The 16,556-nt window shown below is 41.0% G+C and carries 20 protein-coding genes; 14 read left to right on the forward strand and 6 right to left on the reverse strand.

The window, feature by feature from the left end:
* Positions 1-201 precede the first annotated feature (201 nt).
* The 3 genes from WKK05_RS10895 (at position 202) to WKK05_RS10905 (ending at position 3,604) form a co-directional block, all read left to right on the forward strand.
* The gene (locus WKK05_RS10895) at positions 202-414 is read left to right on the forward strand and encodes a DUF2555 domain-containing protein (RefSeq protein WP_341529744.1); all 213 of its coding nucleotides are present in this window, start codon (positions 202-204) and stop codon (positions 412-414) included.
* 100 nt (positions 415-514) lie between these two features.
* The gene (gene coaBC, locus WKK05_RS10900) at positions 515-1,726 is read left to right on the forward strand and encodes a bifunctional phosphopantothenoylcysteine decarboxylase/phosphopantothenate--cysteine ligase CoaBC (protein ID WP_341529745.1); all 1,212 of its coding nucleotides are present in this window, start codon (positions 515-517) and stop codon (positions 1,724-1,726) included.
* 390 nt (positions 1,727-2,116) lie between these two features.
* Positions 2,117-3,604, forward strand: coding sequence for a site-2 protease family protein (locus WKK05_RS10905; protein WP_341529746.1), 1,488 nt, complete (start codon positions 2,117-2,119; stop codon positions 3,602-3,604).
* A 102-nt stretch (positions 3,605-3,706) separates the two neighbouring features.
* On the opposite strand, the gene WKK05_RS10910 is transcribed toward WKK05_RS10905, so the two are convergent.
* Positions 3,707-4,987 (reverse strand): glycoside hydrolase family 10 protein, encoded by a 1,281-nt coding sequence (locus WKK05_RS10910; protein ID WP_341529747.1) that lies wholly within the window; start codon positions 4,985-4,987, stop codon positions 3,707-3,709.
* A 441-nt stretch (positions 4,988-5,428) separates the two neighbouring features.
* Between WKK05_RS10910 and WKK05_RS10915 the strand changes: the two genes are divergently transcribed.
* From WKK05_RS10915 to WKK05_RS10930, 4 genes are all read left to right on the forward strand, one after another.
* A complete protein-coding gene (locus WKK05_RS10915; RefSeq protein WP_341529748.1) occupies positions 5,429-5,932 on the forward strand; it encodes a hypothetical protein in 504 nt (167 codons plus the stop codon).
* 559 nt (positions 5,933-6,491) lie between these two features.
* Positions 6,492-7,358, forward strand: coding sequence for a hypothetical protein (locus WKK05_RS10920; RefSeq protein WP_341529749.1), 867 nt, complete (start codon positions 6,492-6,494; stop codon positions 7,356-7,358).
* Between the two features lie 157 nt (positions 7,359-7,515).
* The gene (locus tag WKK05_RS10925; RefSeq protein WP_341529750.1) at positions 7,516-7,662 is read left to right on the forward strand and encodes a hypothetical protein; all 147 of its coding nucleotides are present in this window, start codon (positions 7,516-7,518) and stop codon (positions 7,660-7,662) included.
* A gap of 62 nt (positions 7,663-7,724) precedes the next feature.
* The gene (locus WKK05_RS10930; RefSeq protein WP_341529751.1) at positions 7,725-8,747 is read left to right on the forward strand and encodes a glycoside hydrolase family 43 protein; all 1,023 of its coding nucleotides are present in this window, start codon (positions 7,725-7,727) and stop codon (positions 8,745-8,747) included.
* A 67-nt stretch (positions 8,748-8,814) separates the two neighbouring features.
* Here WKK05_RS10930 and WKK05_RS10935 read toward each other — a convergent pair whose 3' ends face one another.
* Positions 8,815-9,117, reverse strand: coding sequence for a hypothetical protein (locus tag WKK05_RS10935; protein ID WP_341529752.1), 303 nt, complete (start codon positions 9,115-9,117; stop codon positions 8,815-8,817).
* Positions 9,118-9,130: 13 nt separating this feature from the next.
* Complete coding sequence (locus tag WKK05_RS10940; RefSeq protein ID WP_341529753.1) at positions 9,131-9,811, reverse strand: hypothetical protein; 681 nt, start codon at positions 9,809-9,811, stop codon at positions 9,131-9,133.
* Positions 9,812-10,394: 583 nt separating this feature from the next.
* Here WKK05_RS10940 and WKK05_RS10945 point away from each other — a divergent pair.
* Genes WKK05_RS10945 through WKK05_RS10970 form a run of 6 tightly spaced genes read left to right on the forward strand, consistent with a single transcriptional unit; the run spans position 10,395 to position 13,818 of the window.
* On the forward strand, positions 10,395-10,616 hold the full coding sequence (locus WKK05_RS10945) for a hypothetical protein (RefSeq protein ID WP_341529754.1): 222 nt from the start codon (positions 10,395-10,397) through the stop codon (positions 10,614-10,616).
* On the forward strand, positions 10,564-11,346 hold the full coding sequence (locus WKK05_RS10950; protein ID WP_341529755.1) for a methyltransferase domain-containing protein: 783 nt from the start codon (positions 10,564-10,566) through the stop codon (positions 11,344-11,346). Before WKK05_RS10945 ends, WKK05_RS10950 begins: the two co-directional genes overlap by 53 nt.
* 3 nt (positions 11,347-11,349) lie before the next feature.
* Entirely contained in the window at positions 11,350-12,066 is a 717-nt protein-coding gene (locus WKK05_RS10955) for a pyridoxine 5'-phosphate synthase (protein ID WP_341529756.1), read from the forward strand.
* Between the two features lie 9 nt (positions 12,067-12,075).
* Complete coding sequence (locus tag WKK05_RS10960; RefSeq protein WP_027401230.1) at positions 12,076-12,303, forward strand: ferredoxin family protein; 228 nt, start codon at positions 12,076-12,078, stop codon at positions 12,301-12,303.
* Between the two features lie 10 nt (positions 12,304-12,313).
* Positions 12,314-13,273, forward strand: a complete 960-nt coding sequence (locus WKK05_RS10965) for a HEAT repeat domain-containing protein (RefSeq protein WP_341529757.1) — start codon at positions 12,314-12,316, stop codon at positions 13,271-13,273.
* Between the two features lie 2 nt (positions 13,274-13,275).
* On the forward strand, positions 13,276-13,818 hold the full coding sequence (locus WKK05_RS10970) for a dual specificity protein phosphatase family protein (RefSeq protein ID WP_341529758.1): 543 nt from the start codon (positions 13,276-13,278) through the stop codon (positions 13,816-13,818).
* 178 nt (positions 13,819-13,996) lie between these two features.
* Here WKK05_RS10970 and WKK05_RS10975 read toward each other — a convergent pair whose 3' ends face one another.
* Positions 13,997-14,269: a type II toxin-antitoxin system RelE/ParE family toxin gene (locus tag WKK05_RS10975; RefSeq protein ID WP_341529759.1), complete on the reverse strand. Its 273-nt coding sequence runs from the start codon at positions 14,267-14,269 to the stop codon at positions 13,997-13,999.
* A gap of 71 nt (positions 14,270-14,340) precedes the next feature.
* A complete protein-coding gene (locus WKK05_RS10980) occupies positions 14,341-14,592 on the reverse strand; it encodes a hypothetical protein (RefSeq protein ID WP_341529760.1) in 252 nt (83 codons plus the stop codon).
* 144 nt (positions 14,593-14,736) lie between these two features.
* Here WKK05_RS10980 and WKK05_RS10985 point away from each other — a divergent pair, with 144 nt between their 5' ends.
* The gene (locus tag WKK05_RS10985; protein ID WP_341529761.1) at positions 14,737-15,426 is read left to right on the forward strand and encodes an SAM-dependent methyltransferase; all 690 of its coding nucleotides are present in this window, start codon (positions 14,737-14,739) and stop codon (positions 15,424-15,426) included.
* 15 nt (positions 15,427-15,441) lie between these two features.
* Here the strand turns inward: WKK05_RS10985 and WKK05_RS10990 are convergent, their stop codons facing one another.
* Positions 15,442-16,443: a 2-oxoglutarate and iron-dependent oxygenase domain-containing protein gene (locus WKK05_RS10990; protein ID WP_341529762.1), complete on the reverse strand. Its 1,002-nt coding sequence runs from the start codon at positions 16,441-16,443 to the stop codon at positions 15,442-15,444.
* Positions 16,444-16,556: the final 113 nt, after the last annotated feature.

Here is a 16,556-nt window from a genome sequence, read left to right on the forward strand (position 1 = left end):
AATCAATGCTCTTAAATGAGTAATATATATTGGGTGGCTGCAAAAAAGCGCAACTTAACCCATGCTGAGGAGCCACTGCGATAAGGGAGTGTGGTCTTGGGGTTTCCCCCATGAACAACTGCCGAACCCGAAGGGTCTTGGGGTTTCCCCAAGTAGAGCAAGTGGCGTTGCTGAGTGCTGCATTAGGGAGGGGCAAGCATTATGACAACTCTAAGCATTTCCCGGAAAGAAATTGCTGCCATGACTGCGACAGAAGTAGAACAGTTGGCTACACGTCTGGAGCTGGATAATTACAGTAATGCTTTTGAGGGTTTGAATGATTGGCATCTGCTACGCGCGATCGCGTTTCAGCGTCCTGAGTTAGTTGAACCCTATATCTACCTCTTAGACTTGGAACCCTACGATGAGGCGTAACGATTTGCTTAGTTAGGAGTTAGGAGTTAGGAGTTAGGAGTTAAATGTTAATATTTCCAACCTCTGACTCTTTGTAACTAATCACTCCTAGTTCTTTACTATGTCAAATCCCAAATTAAAAAGGGTTCTAGTTGGTGTAGGCGGCGGTATTGCCGCCTACAAAGTTTGTGAACTAGTTTCAACATTATTTAAATCTGGGGTGGAAGTTCGAGTCATCCTCACCGATTCGGCACAAAAGTTTGTCACGCCTTTGACTTTAGCCACTCTATCGCGTCATCCTGCATACACAGATAATGATTTTTGGCAAGCAACTCACTCTCGCCCTTTACATATCGAGTTAGGTGAATGGGCAGATGTCATAGTAATTGCCCCTTTAACAGCTAATACACTAGCAAAGTTAGCCTACGGCATGGCTGATAATTTGCTCACAAATACTGTGCTGGCTTCTACTTGTCCTGTACTTTTAGCGCCAGCAATGAATACAGATATGTGGGAACAGTTAACGGTGCAGCGGAATTGGCAACAGCTATTGCTAGATAGCCGATATCATGGAATGAGTACAGCATCAGGTTTACTAGCGTGCGATCGCGTTGGTGCTGGTAGGTTGGCAGAACCCCCGGAAATTTTGGCTTATATTCAATCGTTGTTGCACACTCAAGGCAAACGAGATTTAGCAGGAAAAAGGGTATTAATTAGTGCTGGGGGAACGCGGGAGCATTTTGACCCAGTGAGGTTTATTGGCAATCCCTCCACAGGTAAAATGGGATTGGCTTTAGCACAAGCGGCACTTCACCGAGGGGCAAGCGTTACAATGGTAAACTGCCCAGCTAGTTGGGACGTACCATTGGGAGTGCAAGCAATTTCTGTTCTCAGTGCAGACCAAATGCAGCAGGCAATGCTAGAGTATTTTCCTAACGCTGATCTAATTGTGATGTCGGCAGCAGTAGCGGATGTCAAACCCAAGGATTATAGTACAGAAAAATTACCCAAGCGATCGCTGCCTCAAGTCTTACCTTTAGAACCTGTACCAGATATCATCGCCCAATTAGGACAACACAAACAACCGCATCAACTGCTAATTGGGTTTGCAGCACAGACTGGGGATATTGTTACGCCTGCAATGGAAAAATTGCAAAGTAAAAAATTGGATGCTATTGTTGCTAATCCTATCGATCAACCTGATAGTGGTTTTGGCAGTGATCAAAATCAAGCGATCGTTTTAGATAAGCAAGGGCGTCAACTAGAAATTACACCTTGTTCTAAATTAGAAATGGCGCATCAACTATTTGATTTTGTGATTACAGATAATTAGAAAATGTTTGAAAGCCACAGATTCTCTACTTTTAAAAAGTTTGGTCTGCCGCTTTCAATCTGGATGGAAAGAAGCCTGCCAGCGGCAGTCAGGACAGCACAATCAATATTTGGTGAGTATCTCCACGATAAAGCTAATTTATGGAGATACTTTCACCGATAATTTAATTAAGTCGAGTTATTGTAAGTTCGACTTGTGCAATTGGGTTTTACGTACTGCGGTAAACTCCTATGGGCATAATTGCGCTGGCTTCCGATAGGAGAAGGATAAGAGGCGATCGCCCTCGTTAGCTATATCATTTGAGCAGACGACGGCTGGCGTTATAGATTAATAGATGTATCTGCAATACCGGACTTGTTCTGGCTTGGTTTCAATAGCAAAGGTTTGGAGATGTCTACTTTATCAGAAACTTCTATTATTGCGGCGATCGTGCTGGTAGCTTTCGGCATTTTGGGCTGGGGCTTTTATCGCGCCAGACCTTTTGGTAAGCTGGGAATCTTAGCCTGGTTACAGTCGGTGGTGTTGATGGCTCCTTGGTTGCTGTTTTTTGGACTGTTTGCAGCCGGGATTTATATCAATATAGTGGGTATATTATTCTTGGTGGTGGGTTCTGCTGGGTTGTACATCTTTTTGGGAAAACGATTACGCGCAGCTGGACAAGAAGCCATACTTAAGCAGCGGGCAACCGAAAGGCTTAGTGCTAATTCCTCCGCTGAAGCAAATTCTACACAGTCAGCAGTAACTGTAGAACTAAAACCAGAAGTCCTGCCGATACCTGAAGATGACTTGAGCGCAATTAAAGGCATTTTCGGTATTGACACGTTTTTTGCCACAGAAACGATCGCTTATCAAGATGGAGCCATTTTTAAAGGCAATTTGCGAGGAGAACCAGAGGAGGTTCACAACCGTTTAACAGCAAGTTTACAAGCACGTCTTGGCGAGCAATATCGCCTGTTTTTAGTAGAAAACACAGATGGTAAACCCGTGGTGATTGTCCTGCCGAGCCGCAATGATCCCCGTCCGATGTTACTATCACAGAAAGCCTTTGCGGGTATCTTATTAGTAGCGACAATCGCCACAAGTTTAGAAGCCGCAGGTTTACTCCTGAATTTTGATTTCTTTGCCAATCCAGAACGGGTTACACAAGCTTTGCCGATAGGTGCTGGGATATTTGCGATTTTGGTAGTACATGAAATTGGGCATTGGTTACTTGCTCGACGTCACAAAATCCGCCTTAGCTGGCCATACTTTCTACCCGCTGTACAAATTGGCTCCTTTGGCGCAATTACCCGTTTTGAATCCTTGTTACCCAACCGCAAGGTACTATTTGATATTGCTTTGGCAGGGCCAGCCGCAGGTGGTATTGTTTCTTTACTAATGTTGATCACTGGTTTACTGCTTTCCCACCCTGGTAGTTTATTTCAATTGCCAAATCAGTTTTTCCAAGGCTCGATTTTGGTAGGAAGCTTAGCACGAGTTGTCCTTGGTTCAGCTTTGCAGTCACCTTTAGTAAGCATCCATCCTCTCGTGGTGATTGGTTGGCTAGGATTAACAATCAACGCTTTGAACTTAATGCCCGCTGGACAGCTAGATGGAGGACGTATCGTTCAAGCGATTTATGGACGCAAAACTGCAAGAAGGGCAACAGTAGCAACTTTAATTTTGTTGGCGCTAGTCTCTCTCGGTAATGTTATTGCCATGTACTGGGCGATCGTAATTTTCTTCTTACAACGGGAGCAAGAACGCCCCAGCTTGAATGAAATCAGTGAACCCGATGATGCCAGAGCCGCTTTAGGTCTTTTGGCTCTATTCTTAATGATTGCGACTCTTCTCCCTCTGACTCCCGGCTTGGCTGGGCGTTTGGGAATAGGAAGTTAGGAGGTAGGGTATTGAGAGTGCTGAGTTAGGAGTGAGGAGTTAGGAGTCAAGAGTTTTTCTCCCCTTGCTCCCTGCTCCCCTGCCCCCTGCCCCTTCATCCCCCTACGGTTTCCAATCTGCTAGCAAATTTGGGTAAGTCGTTGGGGTTGGGAAGATTTTTCGGAAAGCAGACTGGCGTTGTTGCGGGTTTTCTTTGCTCATGTTCCAGAGGGTTTCATAGAAAAAGAAAGAGACACCGGCAAAGTTGCGATCGCGTACTTTTTGCACTTGTGTCTCTATCTGTTGCATCGGTATAGATTTGTTTTTCAAACCAGCCAAAATACCTACGCTCACAGGAATATGTTTCTTTGCAGCTTGGACTTCTGGGTACTCTAATTCACTAATAAATACATTTAAGTTATCTCGGTATATCTGCAACACCAAGTCTTCGATAATTCCCATCCGTTCCCATTTCTGCCAATCTGCTAAAAAGAAGTCGTAGGAGAAACGCTGAGGATTTGGCGCAACAGAAACGATGCAATCTTTTTTAGTGGCTTTGATGGCTTTAAATACCCGCTTTGTGAAGTCGGTAATTTTGTTTGCTCTCCAGCGCACCCATTCTGGATCTTGCGGGTTTCTTGAGGGCGCTTTTCCACGATGTTCTTTTTTGTACAGTGCCACTGTGTAAGCATCGTATCCCAATATCGATGGCAAGCCGAAATGGTCATCAAATTGAATACCGTCGATGTCGTAGTTTCTGACGATTTCAATAATTAAATCTTGGATGAATTGTTGTACTTCTGGGCGAAAGGGATTTAGCCAAACCCGATTATGTGTTCCTTCTTTGACAATTCGGCTACCATCGCTGCGACTGGTGAGCCATTGGGGACGATTTTTGGCTAGCAGGGAATCAGCTGGAGCCATGAAACCAAATTCAAACCAGGGAATGACTGTTAGCCCTTGCTGATGCCCCACATTGACCATTTCTTTGAGTATGTCTCGCCCTTGCAGCCCCGGTGTGGGATCAAGCGATCGCCCAATAACTCTGGCAGCCACTTTGCTGGGATATAATGTATACCCCCAATTCCAAACCGCTGGATATATAGTGTTAAAGTTTAGTTGATCAAGGCGTTGCAAAGAACCTTTAAGGCGATCGCTCGAAAACAGCACATCACTATCAATATTTGTTAACCATACCCCCCTTAGCTCAGATGCTGGCGATTGCGCCAAGCGCAATGCCGGAGACAATCGCTGTCCCATGATTTGAGCGTTCAGAGGAAACGATAGCATTACCGTAGCTAACACACTCAAGGTAACGATTATGGCAAATAATCCTGGCTTTCTACTTTGGCGAAAATTCCGCCAAGGATGAAACTCAACACACCACTTTACAAACCTGTTCATAATTAGCTACAAACTTCATCAAAATTATGAACAATGACTGAGATAACTGGGCAGAAGTTGCGTTTCCCTTCATATAAGCCAGTAACTAATTAAGTTTTATCCCACTTCTCGATATTTATTTTACCGTTTATACTTAGTGTGTATTTTAACTATATTTATTAAGCTTTGTACTTAATTGCTGACAGAGATGACATTTTAGAGATTAGGATGATAGTTGAGTGCTAACTTAGCTTTTGCTCTCTTTGGTTTACACGAATTTGACATTACTTGCCAATTATCCGTTGACTGTATAGTTGCTGATCAGATATGAGTCAGATTATGCTAGGTATCACAGAGAAAATACTATCCCAATATCTGGGTAACACTTTTGAGTAAAAGTTAACAGGGTAGAATAGCTGAATATCGCTCAGCTATTTTTAAAATAAAAAGCAGGATTTTTTAATGATAAGCTCAAGTGATTCGGAAAATAGCATGATCAGTACCACAGCCGCCACTAAGAGATTAGCGAGGGCGATCGCGGTTTCTGATGGAGAGTTTTCACTGTTATTAGCCTGTTGTAACTCTGTTAAAAACCAGCAACAAATACTGAATTTGTTAACAGAATTTTCATCAACAGGCATTCAAGAAATCCTGCTCTCCCCTGACGCCCAAACACTTTACACAACTATCACAACTACAATTGGCACTACCCAACCAGAAGCTTTGATGGTGCGGGGTTTAGAATCTGTGGTAGAAATTAATCAACTAATCAGCAGCGCCAATCTGATGCGGAACGAGTTTCGCAAACAATTTCATTTTCCCCTAATTTTGTGGGTCAATGATGAAATTCTTCGTAAGTTAGTCTGGCTAGCACCTGATTTGAAAGACTGGGCAGCCTGTACTATTAGATTTGATGCCCTAAGTAATCAATTAATGGAATCTGAACAACAAGCTATTAGCGCCTAAAACCGCTTCAGATTATTTTAAATTTTGGCATTGCTGATAGATTGGGGTATATGGAGGCAGTGGTGAGACAGTACTGCAAAAAAAGGACTTGTTATTAGATATCTTCTTTTACAACGCTACATAAATTTATTGTAAATGTTAAGGAACAAACAATCAGTACATAAGCGTCTGTATTTATATCTGCCTAAGCAGAAGACAGATGCTAATTCACGTTTGATTTGATAGATTCGTAGTTGACACTTTAGCGAAGAGGACGCCAACTACGAACAGCATATACTCTTCAATTTTTCGTTGACAGAGTAGTAGTTTAGTTTCGGGTGTTCCTGAAATAAGTAGAAATGCGGCTTAATCGAGATTTGTTATGTAATTGCGTAAATCTCTGAATTATCTGAGATAAGTTAAAAAAGATTCCGATCTGGAAAACCGGATATTATACTTTTATCTGCCAATGCTTTCTTTTGCCATTACTTACTAGTTATTGTTACTTTGCCTTTTGGCCAGTAACTAATAACAAATAAGTAGTAGACACTGGTTAATTACTAATGTGAATCACTTTACTATGAACAATCTCCTAAAAAGCAAATATACTACCAATCAAAGACGAGTTCTCACTGCTTTTGTTTTGACTGCTATTTTGTCGGTTGGTAGTGGATTAACACTAATAAAAAGTGCTTCTGCTGATTCTACAAATCTCTCACTAGAAAGAACCAATCAATTTTTAATTAGTAGCCTGCCAGCAAATTTACCAGAATCTGTCAAAAATGCGGTTTTGCAAGCTGCATCTGAGCGTTTGCAAATTCCAGTTTCCCAACTAACTATCATTAAAGCTCAAAAGCAAACTTGGAGAGATGGCTGTTTAGAATTGCCTAATGTTGACGAATTCTGTACCCAAGCTTTAGTCCCAGGTTGGCAAGTAGTTGTTGGTGAGAGAAAGCAAAGCTTGGTTTATCACACCAATCAAACAGGTTCTGCAATTAGGTTAAATGAAAAGGCTAGCGATAGTACACTGCGCCCTGTCTCAATTCCCGCAAGTGAGTTACCACCACCATTAGATCAAGGTGTGGTATTTCGGGAAATCTCTAGTGGAGGCATAACTGGCAGAACATACGAAACTGTTTTGCTTAATGATGGGCGTTTGATTCGGGTACGGATTGGTGATGCTAATGATTCTGAGCGTAGTGTTCGCCGCGTTTCTGTAAGATTAGTGCAACAGTTTGAACGATTATTAGAGAAAAAGAAATTTGCTGAATTCAAAAATTTGAGTTATCCAGCACCTAACGGTTCTGCTGATTTCATTACTTACACTCTTACCAGCCAAGAGGGTACAGTTCAGTACAACGATATTTCTCAAAATCAGCTACCAAAGAAATTACAGTCAGTGATAGCAGCTTGGAATCGAATTGCAGCTAGTGCAGAGAATTTATAAAGCAATACGGTTCAGTTAATGATTGTTAGTAGAGACGTTGCACTGCAATGTCTCTACATCGATATATTAGCCATGCAAACTCTCTGATATTATTTCACCAAATAAGTAGCTCAACCTAAAAAATCTAACCTAAAAAATCTAAGATGTAGGGTATGTTATGGTGGAACGCCTAATGCACAATGATAGACGATATCAAGATGGTGCGTTGCGCTACACGACAACGCACCCTACTATTGTTTTATCTTTAATTGAGTTGACCTACTTAACTGATACAGCCGATTCCAATTATTGCAAAGATTTTTGAAAATCATTATTTTGAATTCTGTTGTATTAGGTAATTTATACAAAAATTGAAGCTGGTATTAAATGCAAACCTATACTAATCCAGTCTACAAAGGCTATTTGGCCGATCCTTTTGTTTGGCAGCACCAAGGCGTATACTATGCGATCGGTACTGGTGCAGCAGAGGCGGAAGGAACAGTTAATGAAGTAGCTCCCGCCCAAAACATTGACTCCACTAGAAATCAATGTGTTTTTCCTCTGTTACAGTCATTTGACTTTGTAAATTGGAATTTTGTTGGTAACGCACTACTGCGGCCAGACCCCGCCCTTGGTAATAATTTTTGGGCCCCCGAAGTAGCTTACTGTGATGGCAAATTCTATCTTTACTACTCTGTGGGACACGAAGATAAAAATCATCAGTTGCGTGTAGCTACAAGCGACACCCCGTTAGGCCCTTATCAAGATGTTGGCGAGTCGCTTGTAAACCTGAAGTCTTGTCCCTTTGCAATTGATCCGCACCCATTTTGCGATGATGATGGACAGTGGTATCTGTTTTACGCCCGTGATTTTCTGGATACAGAGGGTGGTGTACGTGTTGGCACAGCACTGTTTGTAGACCGCCTGCAAACCATGACAAAGCTTGCTGGTGAGGGTAAGGTCGTTTTGCGTGCGCGATCAGATTGGCAACGGTTTTTAGCCAACCGTTTGATGTATGGTGAAATTTTTGACTGGCATACTTTAGAAGGCCCTTGTGTCCGTAAACATGAGGGCCGATACTATTGCTTTTATAGTGGTGGACGCTGGGAAACCGAGAACTACGGTGTAGATTACGGCGTTGCTAATAGCGTGATGGGGCCTTACTCGGATGCGGGAAACGAAACTGGGCCGCGCGTGCTAAAATCTGTCCCTGATTTTGTTATAGGGCCGGGACATAACTCTATTGTTCTTGGGCCAGATGGTGAGACAGAGTACATGGTCTACCATGCTTGGACGAAAAACATGGATAAGCGGCAAATCTGTTTAGATAAGCTGATTTGGACAGCAGATAAACCACATTGTGACGGCCCCACTTGGACACCGCAAGCGATCGCCACTAAATCAATTTGATTCTAAGTCAGCTATCTTGCATTATCCTACTGACCAGATGTTGTAACTGATTTACCAGAATTACTAGCTAGATTATATCTCCGTGCAACCTGGGAAAATTGGTAATTTGTGATGGCACTGGCAGTATTAAAGTGCTTCCTAATAATAGGCAATCCCCGGTTTCCAGCACCACGAGATCGGGATTTTGTCCAAATGCTGCTTCGCGTTGGAAAATAGCTGCGTTCTCTAACTGAGCATTAACGCCACCCTCGTCCATATACGCTTGCTCAAAACGGTTATCTTGTAGCTGAGACAGCCGCACTAGCGCTGCTTGATTCTGAATACTGCTGTGGGTCTCAAAGTCAGGTATAAAGCCTGTTTCCCTTCCCAATTATGTCGAAGTTTTATTCTTTTAAAGAAGCTTTATGACGCTGTTGCTTTAATCGTAAACCTGCTCCAATTACACCTATGCCAATTAGGGTAGTAGTATATGTTGGTTCTGGAACCTGCCGGGCAGTTTGCAAAGAGAATGTCAGTTTAGCTAAACCCTTAGAGGGAGTTCCTGGTGGACTAAGTTTATCTTCTTCAGTAAAACTTATTGCGCCTGTAGCATTCTTGAACAAGCCTGTGCCGCCAAAAATAGTTATAGTACCACCACCCTTGATAGTCTGCTCTGCAAAGTTAATTTCCGCAGTATCACTAGCTCTACCAAATAACTCATTAGCACCGCCATAATACCTGTCAAAAAGTATTGGTTCATCCTTTAAGCCAAATACGGTTGGATCTGAATTAAAGGTATATTTGTTGATGGATGGATTGACAATCGGCTCAAGCTTGCCATAAGTATTGCTGGTAAATGAATTCAACCCATAAGGGGCGGGTTCGACGCTTTCGCCTGTAATAGTTGCCCTAACAATACCTAGGTCTGGTCTAAAGTTTGGATCAATGACAACTGATGTATTGTAGTCAGCGGAAAATGTATAAGTATTATCAGTAGACTGTGCTGATACAGTTTTTATATTCGACCCAAAACTTAGTATAGACAAGATTAATGGTATGGGCCACGTGATATTTAAACTAAGCATAATTTTCCTTTTTGAGCCGTTGAAGAAGAACTCAGAATCCAGAATGGGCTGTGCCCCGCTACGCTAACAGGAGCGGAGTCGGTAACGCTCGCGGCTTGGCGTCAGAATGCAATCACTGGCGGGTCTTAAACCAGTTTATTCATCTGCCAGCGATGCACTGAGTTTCGACTGCGCTCAACTACCGCTTGTCGAAGTGTAGTACAGAATTCATGCTGAATTCTGGCTTTTGACTCCTGAATTCTGTTTTGATAAAAGATAATATAAACTCCCACACGGAGCGGGTATTTATATTACCAAGTGTGTTAATGAAAACATTTTTGGCAACTATTACAAAATATATTAAATTTATTTTTTGGTTATTTCAAGTGTTATTTTTTTGCATTTACAGGATTATTTTTAGGTAAATTGCGATAAAATATGCAAGATAATTTGAATAGCTTTTATGTTAGAATTTGAAGCTCATTTATTGTTACTGTTCTAATGGCTATTTCTCATGATTTAGGTAAAAATTTTTTAACAGTTATGGAGATACTCGGATCATCTTTAAATGATATCTACTCGGTAAGAGTCAAATCCTGATGATATGCAATCTATAGAAACATTTTCCACTACTCATCTCATTGGCGATCGCTTACAGCTTGAACATCTTGCTCAGTTTTGCATTATGCATCAAGATCCTCAAGTTATGGCAACTCTTGGAGGCGTTCGTTCTCATGAGCAATCAAAAATAATTCAAATCTTGAGTTTTGAAAATGCCTATTTACGATTCGATTGGTCAACAATATACAAAAACTCGCGTTCCTGATATTCGGATTGTCAACACATTAATTGATTTGCTTAACCAGCCGAAAAATAGTATTATTGCTGATATTGGCGCTGGTACTGGTGGTTACAGTCGTGCGATCGCCAACCAAGGATATTCTGTTTATGCCATAGAACCTTCATCAGTAATGCGAACACAGGCGGCAGAACATCCCCAAGTAAAATGGTTCACCGGATATGCAGAAGCTCTCCCTTTAGCAGACAAATCTGTTGATGCATTAATAAGTATTTTAGCAATTCATCACTTTTCTAACCTAGAAAAAGCCTTTCGTGAAATGCATCGAATTGTCAAATCAGGGACAATTGTTTTATTGACTTTTGATATTAGACTGGCTCAAAAAATCTGGCTTTACGATTACTTTCCTTGGCTTTGGGAAGATGCCTTACGCTTTCTACCACTCAACGAACAAATAGAGTTAATACAGGCAAATACCCAAAGAAATGTTGAAGCCTTTCCTTTAATGTTACCCTACGATTTATCTGATTTATTTGCCGCAGCAGCCTGGAGACGACCTGAATTATATTTACAACCAGAAGTCCGTGCCGGTATATCATCTTTTGCCTTAGCTGACGCGAGTTTATTTGAGCAAGGATTGAAGTCACTTGCAACAGATTTGAGTAATGGTCAATGGGATACAAAATATGGAAAAATCCGCGAATTCACAGAAATTGATTTGGGTTATCGCTTTTTACGTGCAACTATTGATAAGTAAAATATGACAAATCTCAGTGTTAACCTAAACAAAGTCGCTTTACTTAGAAATACTCGCAACTTTGGTCGACCGAGTGTGATTGAAGCTGCTGCTACCTGCATTAAAGCAGGCGCACAAGGTATTACAGTTCATCCACGTCCAGACCAGCGACATATTAAGCCGGCAGATGTTGATGCATTGTCGCAGATATTAAGTGTTGAGTTCAATATAGAAGGCTATCCATCGCTTGAATTTTTAGATATTATCCGAAAGATCAAGCCAACACAGTGTACATTAGTTCCCGATGCACCTGATGCTTTCACATCAGACCACGGATGGGATTTGGCTGTTGATGGTGCTTGGCTCAAACCAATCATTCAAGAGTTAAAAGACCTTGGAATCAGAGTGAGTCTGTTTATGGATGCAGACTTGAGTCAAATTCAACGAGCGAAAGAGATTGGCAGCGATCGCATTGAGTTATACACTGAACCTTATGCGACAGCTTTTCGTAATGGCAATGTAGAATCTGTATTTCAGCAATACCATACAGCTGCCGAAAAAGCTCAAGAAATTGGTTTAGGAGTGAACGCTGGACATGATTTAAATCTGCATAACCTCGAAAAGTTCTGTTCAATTCCCGGAATTTTAGAAGTATCTATTGGTCACGCTCTAATTGCTGATGCATTGGATATCGGACTATTTACTGCGGTGAAAGAGTACTTACAAATTCTCACAAAGTAGAGTAAAAATATGGCTTTAATTAATCAAAGAGTAGACGTTCCTGTAATCGTAGATGAGTCAAAATGTTTAGAGAAATGTGTAGCTTGCATTGAAGTTTGTCCTTTAGATGTGTTAGCAAAAAATCCAGAAACAGGCAAAGCGTATATGAAATACGATGAGTGCTGGTTTTGTCTACCCTGCGAGAAAGAATGTCCGACAAACGCGATTACAGTACAAATTCCTTTCTTATTGCGGTAGAGGTGTTGGGATGTCTACAGGTACAGATTCTGAATTAAATCAATGGTTGGAAATGCTGCGATCGCCTGATGTTAATGAGCGTTTAGTGGCAGTCAAAACTCTGCAACATTTGGGTGAAGAAGAAGCAATTGATGCCCTAATTACTGCTTTACAAGACGAAAGCACCGCTGTGCAAAAAATCGTATTAACTGCATTGTGGGAACTAGCTAATCCTGCTGCCATTCCTGCTTTATTGCAATCTCTTGCTTCCCCAGAAGCGGAAATTCGTAGTGAAGCATTATCAGCATTAGGTGAGTTGGTTTCCTCAGAGCATCTGTTACTATTACTTGATGCTTTGCAGCAAGAAAATGTGAATCTTCAACTCAACGTATTAATTCTTTTGCGAAAAATTCATGACGCTAAATCTTTACCTGCGGTACTGTCCTTCTTTGAGTCAGAACATCCTCAATTAAAAGAAGCAGCTATCACAACTCTCCGTTATCTAAATCAAGTTGAGATATGTCCACCCGCTTTATCTCTTTTAGCTGATTCAGATAACAACGTGCGCCGTGCAGCAGCTTTAACTTTAGGACATTTGGGAGATGAAAAAGTTATAGAATTATTAACTCAAGCACTGACATCTGATTCTGATTGGCAAGTACGCCGTAATGCTGCTAAATCTTTAGCAATTCATGCTAATCCTAAAGCTGCTTCCGCTGCGGGAATTGCTATTAAAGATGAACATTGGCAAGTACGGAAATTTGCCCTGCAAGTGTTGCAAAAAATACCCGATTTACAATATTTACCAACAATAATTGAAGCATTAACAGATGAGTATTCAGATGTCAGAAAAGAAGCTGCGATCACTTTAGGTAATTTAGGCGATCCTATAGCATTAAATGCTCTTCAGCAAGCATTATATGATCCAGATAGAGATGTTTGTATTTACGCAGAACGGGCAATTAAAAAGATTAAAAATTCAGAGGTTTAAGTATGTATAAATTTGCTCCTGCCTGGGAGCATGAACCAATAGTATTTGGTGCTGCACGACCAGGATATTCTCAAAATAAGGTATACGAATGGATTGAGTTTATGAAACAACAAGACATCCAGCGAGTTTGTTGTCTTCTTCCCGATAAACAACTAGCTAAATACTCTAATCTTCTAGGCATATACCAACACGAATTCGGAAATCAACAAGTCTGCTCTGCACCTATTGAAGATTTCCATTTAGCTGATTTAGAAACACTTACACAAAAAATAATTCCTTTTTTAATAACAGCAGACAACCAAGGTAAGAAAGTAGTTGTACACTGCTCAGGTGGTATTGGACGCACTGGTCATGTATTAGCTGCATGGTTAGTTAGTATTCGAGGATTATCTAATAAAGATGCCATAACTGCTGTTAAGAGAATAGGTAAAAATCCTTATGAAGCTGCGATCGCAGCTGTATTTATAGGTAAAAATCCCTTTAAAGTTACTAGAGAACTTGAGACGCTGCTCAATAATTGCCGTCTCTTGTTTCGTGATAATTAGTAGAATACAGTACTCACAAACCCTAAAACAAGCACTATCCTCTGAACAGGAAGCCGGAATTAGAAAAATTTAGTGGACATATAAAGGCAAAGTTTTGGCTATTTAATGGTCTGCTTATTTCTGCCGTACTATACTAGTAACAAGTAACTTTACGTCTACATGCTTGTATTTTGGTAATTTAGGCTTCGTTGAACTCCTGATTTTCACCTAAGGTTTGTTGTGCAGCGTGCCGGATGTGGAGAATACGAACTATAGAAAAGTCAGTAGTTTCAAGAATAGTGAAGAGAATACGGTAAGAATTACGGCCTCGACCGTAGAGAATTTGCCGAATTTCTTGGCTGAAATACTCATTTTCTCTTGCTAGAGGACAACGCTTAGGCATTTTCGATAAAGACTCAATTGTTCTTAGCAACCCTTCATACCATTGTCTTACTCTCTCAGGATTTGTCAATTAATATAGTTTAACAAATGCACTGTCTGCTTCTGCCTCAGCTATGCTGGAAATTTCAACTTGATAACTCATTAATCAACTGGCAGATTGTACTTACGGCGTTGTTCCTCAGCAAACTCTTGAAAGGAACGAGAATGTCCTGCTTCAAAATCATCCAAACCGCGCTGGATACCTGCAACAGCTGCTTCTGAGTCTTGGGACTCCCACTCCAGAATGCGAGTTATCAATTCAGCCGCAACAAGGCTTACATCTTGACCTTGTTGTGTAGCTTTTTGACGCAGTTGTGCTTCTAATTCTGGACTCAGAGAAATGACGATAGACATAAACTCGGTTTTCCTGCTATCAATCCTGTACGCGTTATTCTAGCAAACTATTATTGTACTTTCTAATTCTAATTAGAACTATACCTGTAGTGGCTCCAGTGTAATGTATAATCTGTTTCCAGAAATTTTATTGAGATAAATCCTATGGCAATGATTCTAGATAAAGTAGTTCCTTTTGGGAGGTCGATGGATGAATATGTAAAATTATTTAATTTAACAGACGCAGATTTAAATAAAAAAATTATTGGAATTGGAGATGGCCCAGCAAGCTTTAATGCTGAAATGACCCGTCAAGGTAAAAGTGTAGTTTCTGTTGATCCACTGTACCAATTTTCCAGTGAGGAAATTTTGCAAAGATTTAATGAAGTTGTGGATAACATCATTAACCAAGTAAAGGCTACACAAAATGATTGGGTATGGAGCTATCATAAATCTCCAGATGATTTGCGACACAATCGAGTAAAAGTCATTCAAGAATTTATTGTTGATTACGAAAATGGGAAACAGGAGAATAGATATGTAGTTGGTGAATTGCCTAAATTAGAATATAAAAATCAAGAATTTGAGATAGCCCTTTGTTCACACTTATTATTTTTATATTCAGACCATCTTGATTATGATTTTCACCTCGATTCAGTGGGTGAAATGCTACGTATTGCCCAGGAAGTTCGGATATTCCCACTCTTAACTTTAATGTGGCAGCCTTCACAACATTTAGATGAAATAGTGAAACATTACACATCAAAAGGTTACAAGATAGACATTGAAAAGGTGGATTATCAACTACAACCTGGAGGCGATCGCATGATGAAAATTTCCAAAGAGCCTAACTAGCAAATCTAGCTGAATCTACAATACTGCACGACGCAATTCTGGGAAAACTTTAGACACCTTACTCAACACATAATCACCATAAGTTCCATGAAAGTTGTGAACATTAGCGCCATCCCAGCGTTCATCCTGGTTTTGATGTATGACGTTACCTAGATCAATTGGCTTCACTTCGACATCAAAATTGGGATCAAAGAAGAACGGAAACGAAAGGCGATCGCTTCTTGCTTGATTTTGCACCCTATGAGGTGTGGATTTATACAGACCTCCTGTCATGCGATCAAGCATATCTCCGATATTGCACACAAACGAACCAGGAACAGGCGGTGCAGCAATCCAGCGTGATTTCGATTTCACCTGCAATCCGCCTAAGTCGTCTTGCTTGAGAATTGTCAAAACACCATAATCAGTGTGTTCTCCAACGCCCCATCTAGCTTTATTGTCAGGCAATGATAAGTCAGGAGGATAATTAAAGATGCGGAACAAAGTTAATGGATCTGAAGTGTAACGGTCAGCAAAATAAGATTCTTCCAATCCCAGACTTAAGGCGATGCCAGCCATCAGCCTGTATCCTAGCTGCGTCATAGCTGCCATGTATTCCAACACTGTCTCACGAAACAGCGGAATATTGGCAGGGAATAAATTAGAACCATGCATCGGAGTACCAGCCTTCACAAGTGGGTGATCTTCTGCCAATTCAGCGCCAAAATAAATACCCTCCTTGAGGTCAGGTTTACCCGATGTTAGTTCATCCCCCACCGGGAAATATCCCCGCCATGCTTTACCACCCAAAGCCATACGAATTTTAAGCTTTGTTTCCAAATCTTGGGCAAAGAACTGGCGGCTTAGCCGTTCTAGCCGTTGTTGTAACTCCTCGTCCACCCCATGCCCGACAATATAGAAAAACCCGCATTCGCGACACGCCTGCCCAATTTGAGTAGCTACTATGTTGCGATCGCCTTCTCCAAAAACCAACGCCTGGATGTCAATAATCGGAACGTGAGTAAATTCGTTGTCCACAACTTGCAAACTTTTTATTAAGTGTCGAGAGATTTTACTTTGTGTCTTTGTAGTTAATCAAATTTATTTTTGAACCACAGAGATACTAAGAAAATTCAATGCCCTTACATAAT

Source organism: Nostoc sp. UHCC 0302, from assembly GCF_038096175.1.
GTDB lineage: Bacteria > Cyanobacteriota > Cyanobacteriia > Cyanobacteriales > Nostocaceae > UHCC-0302.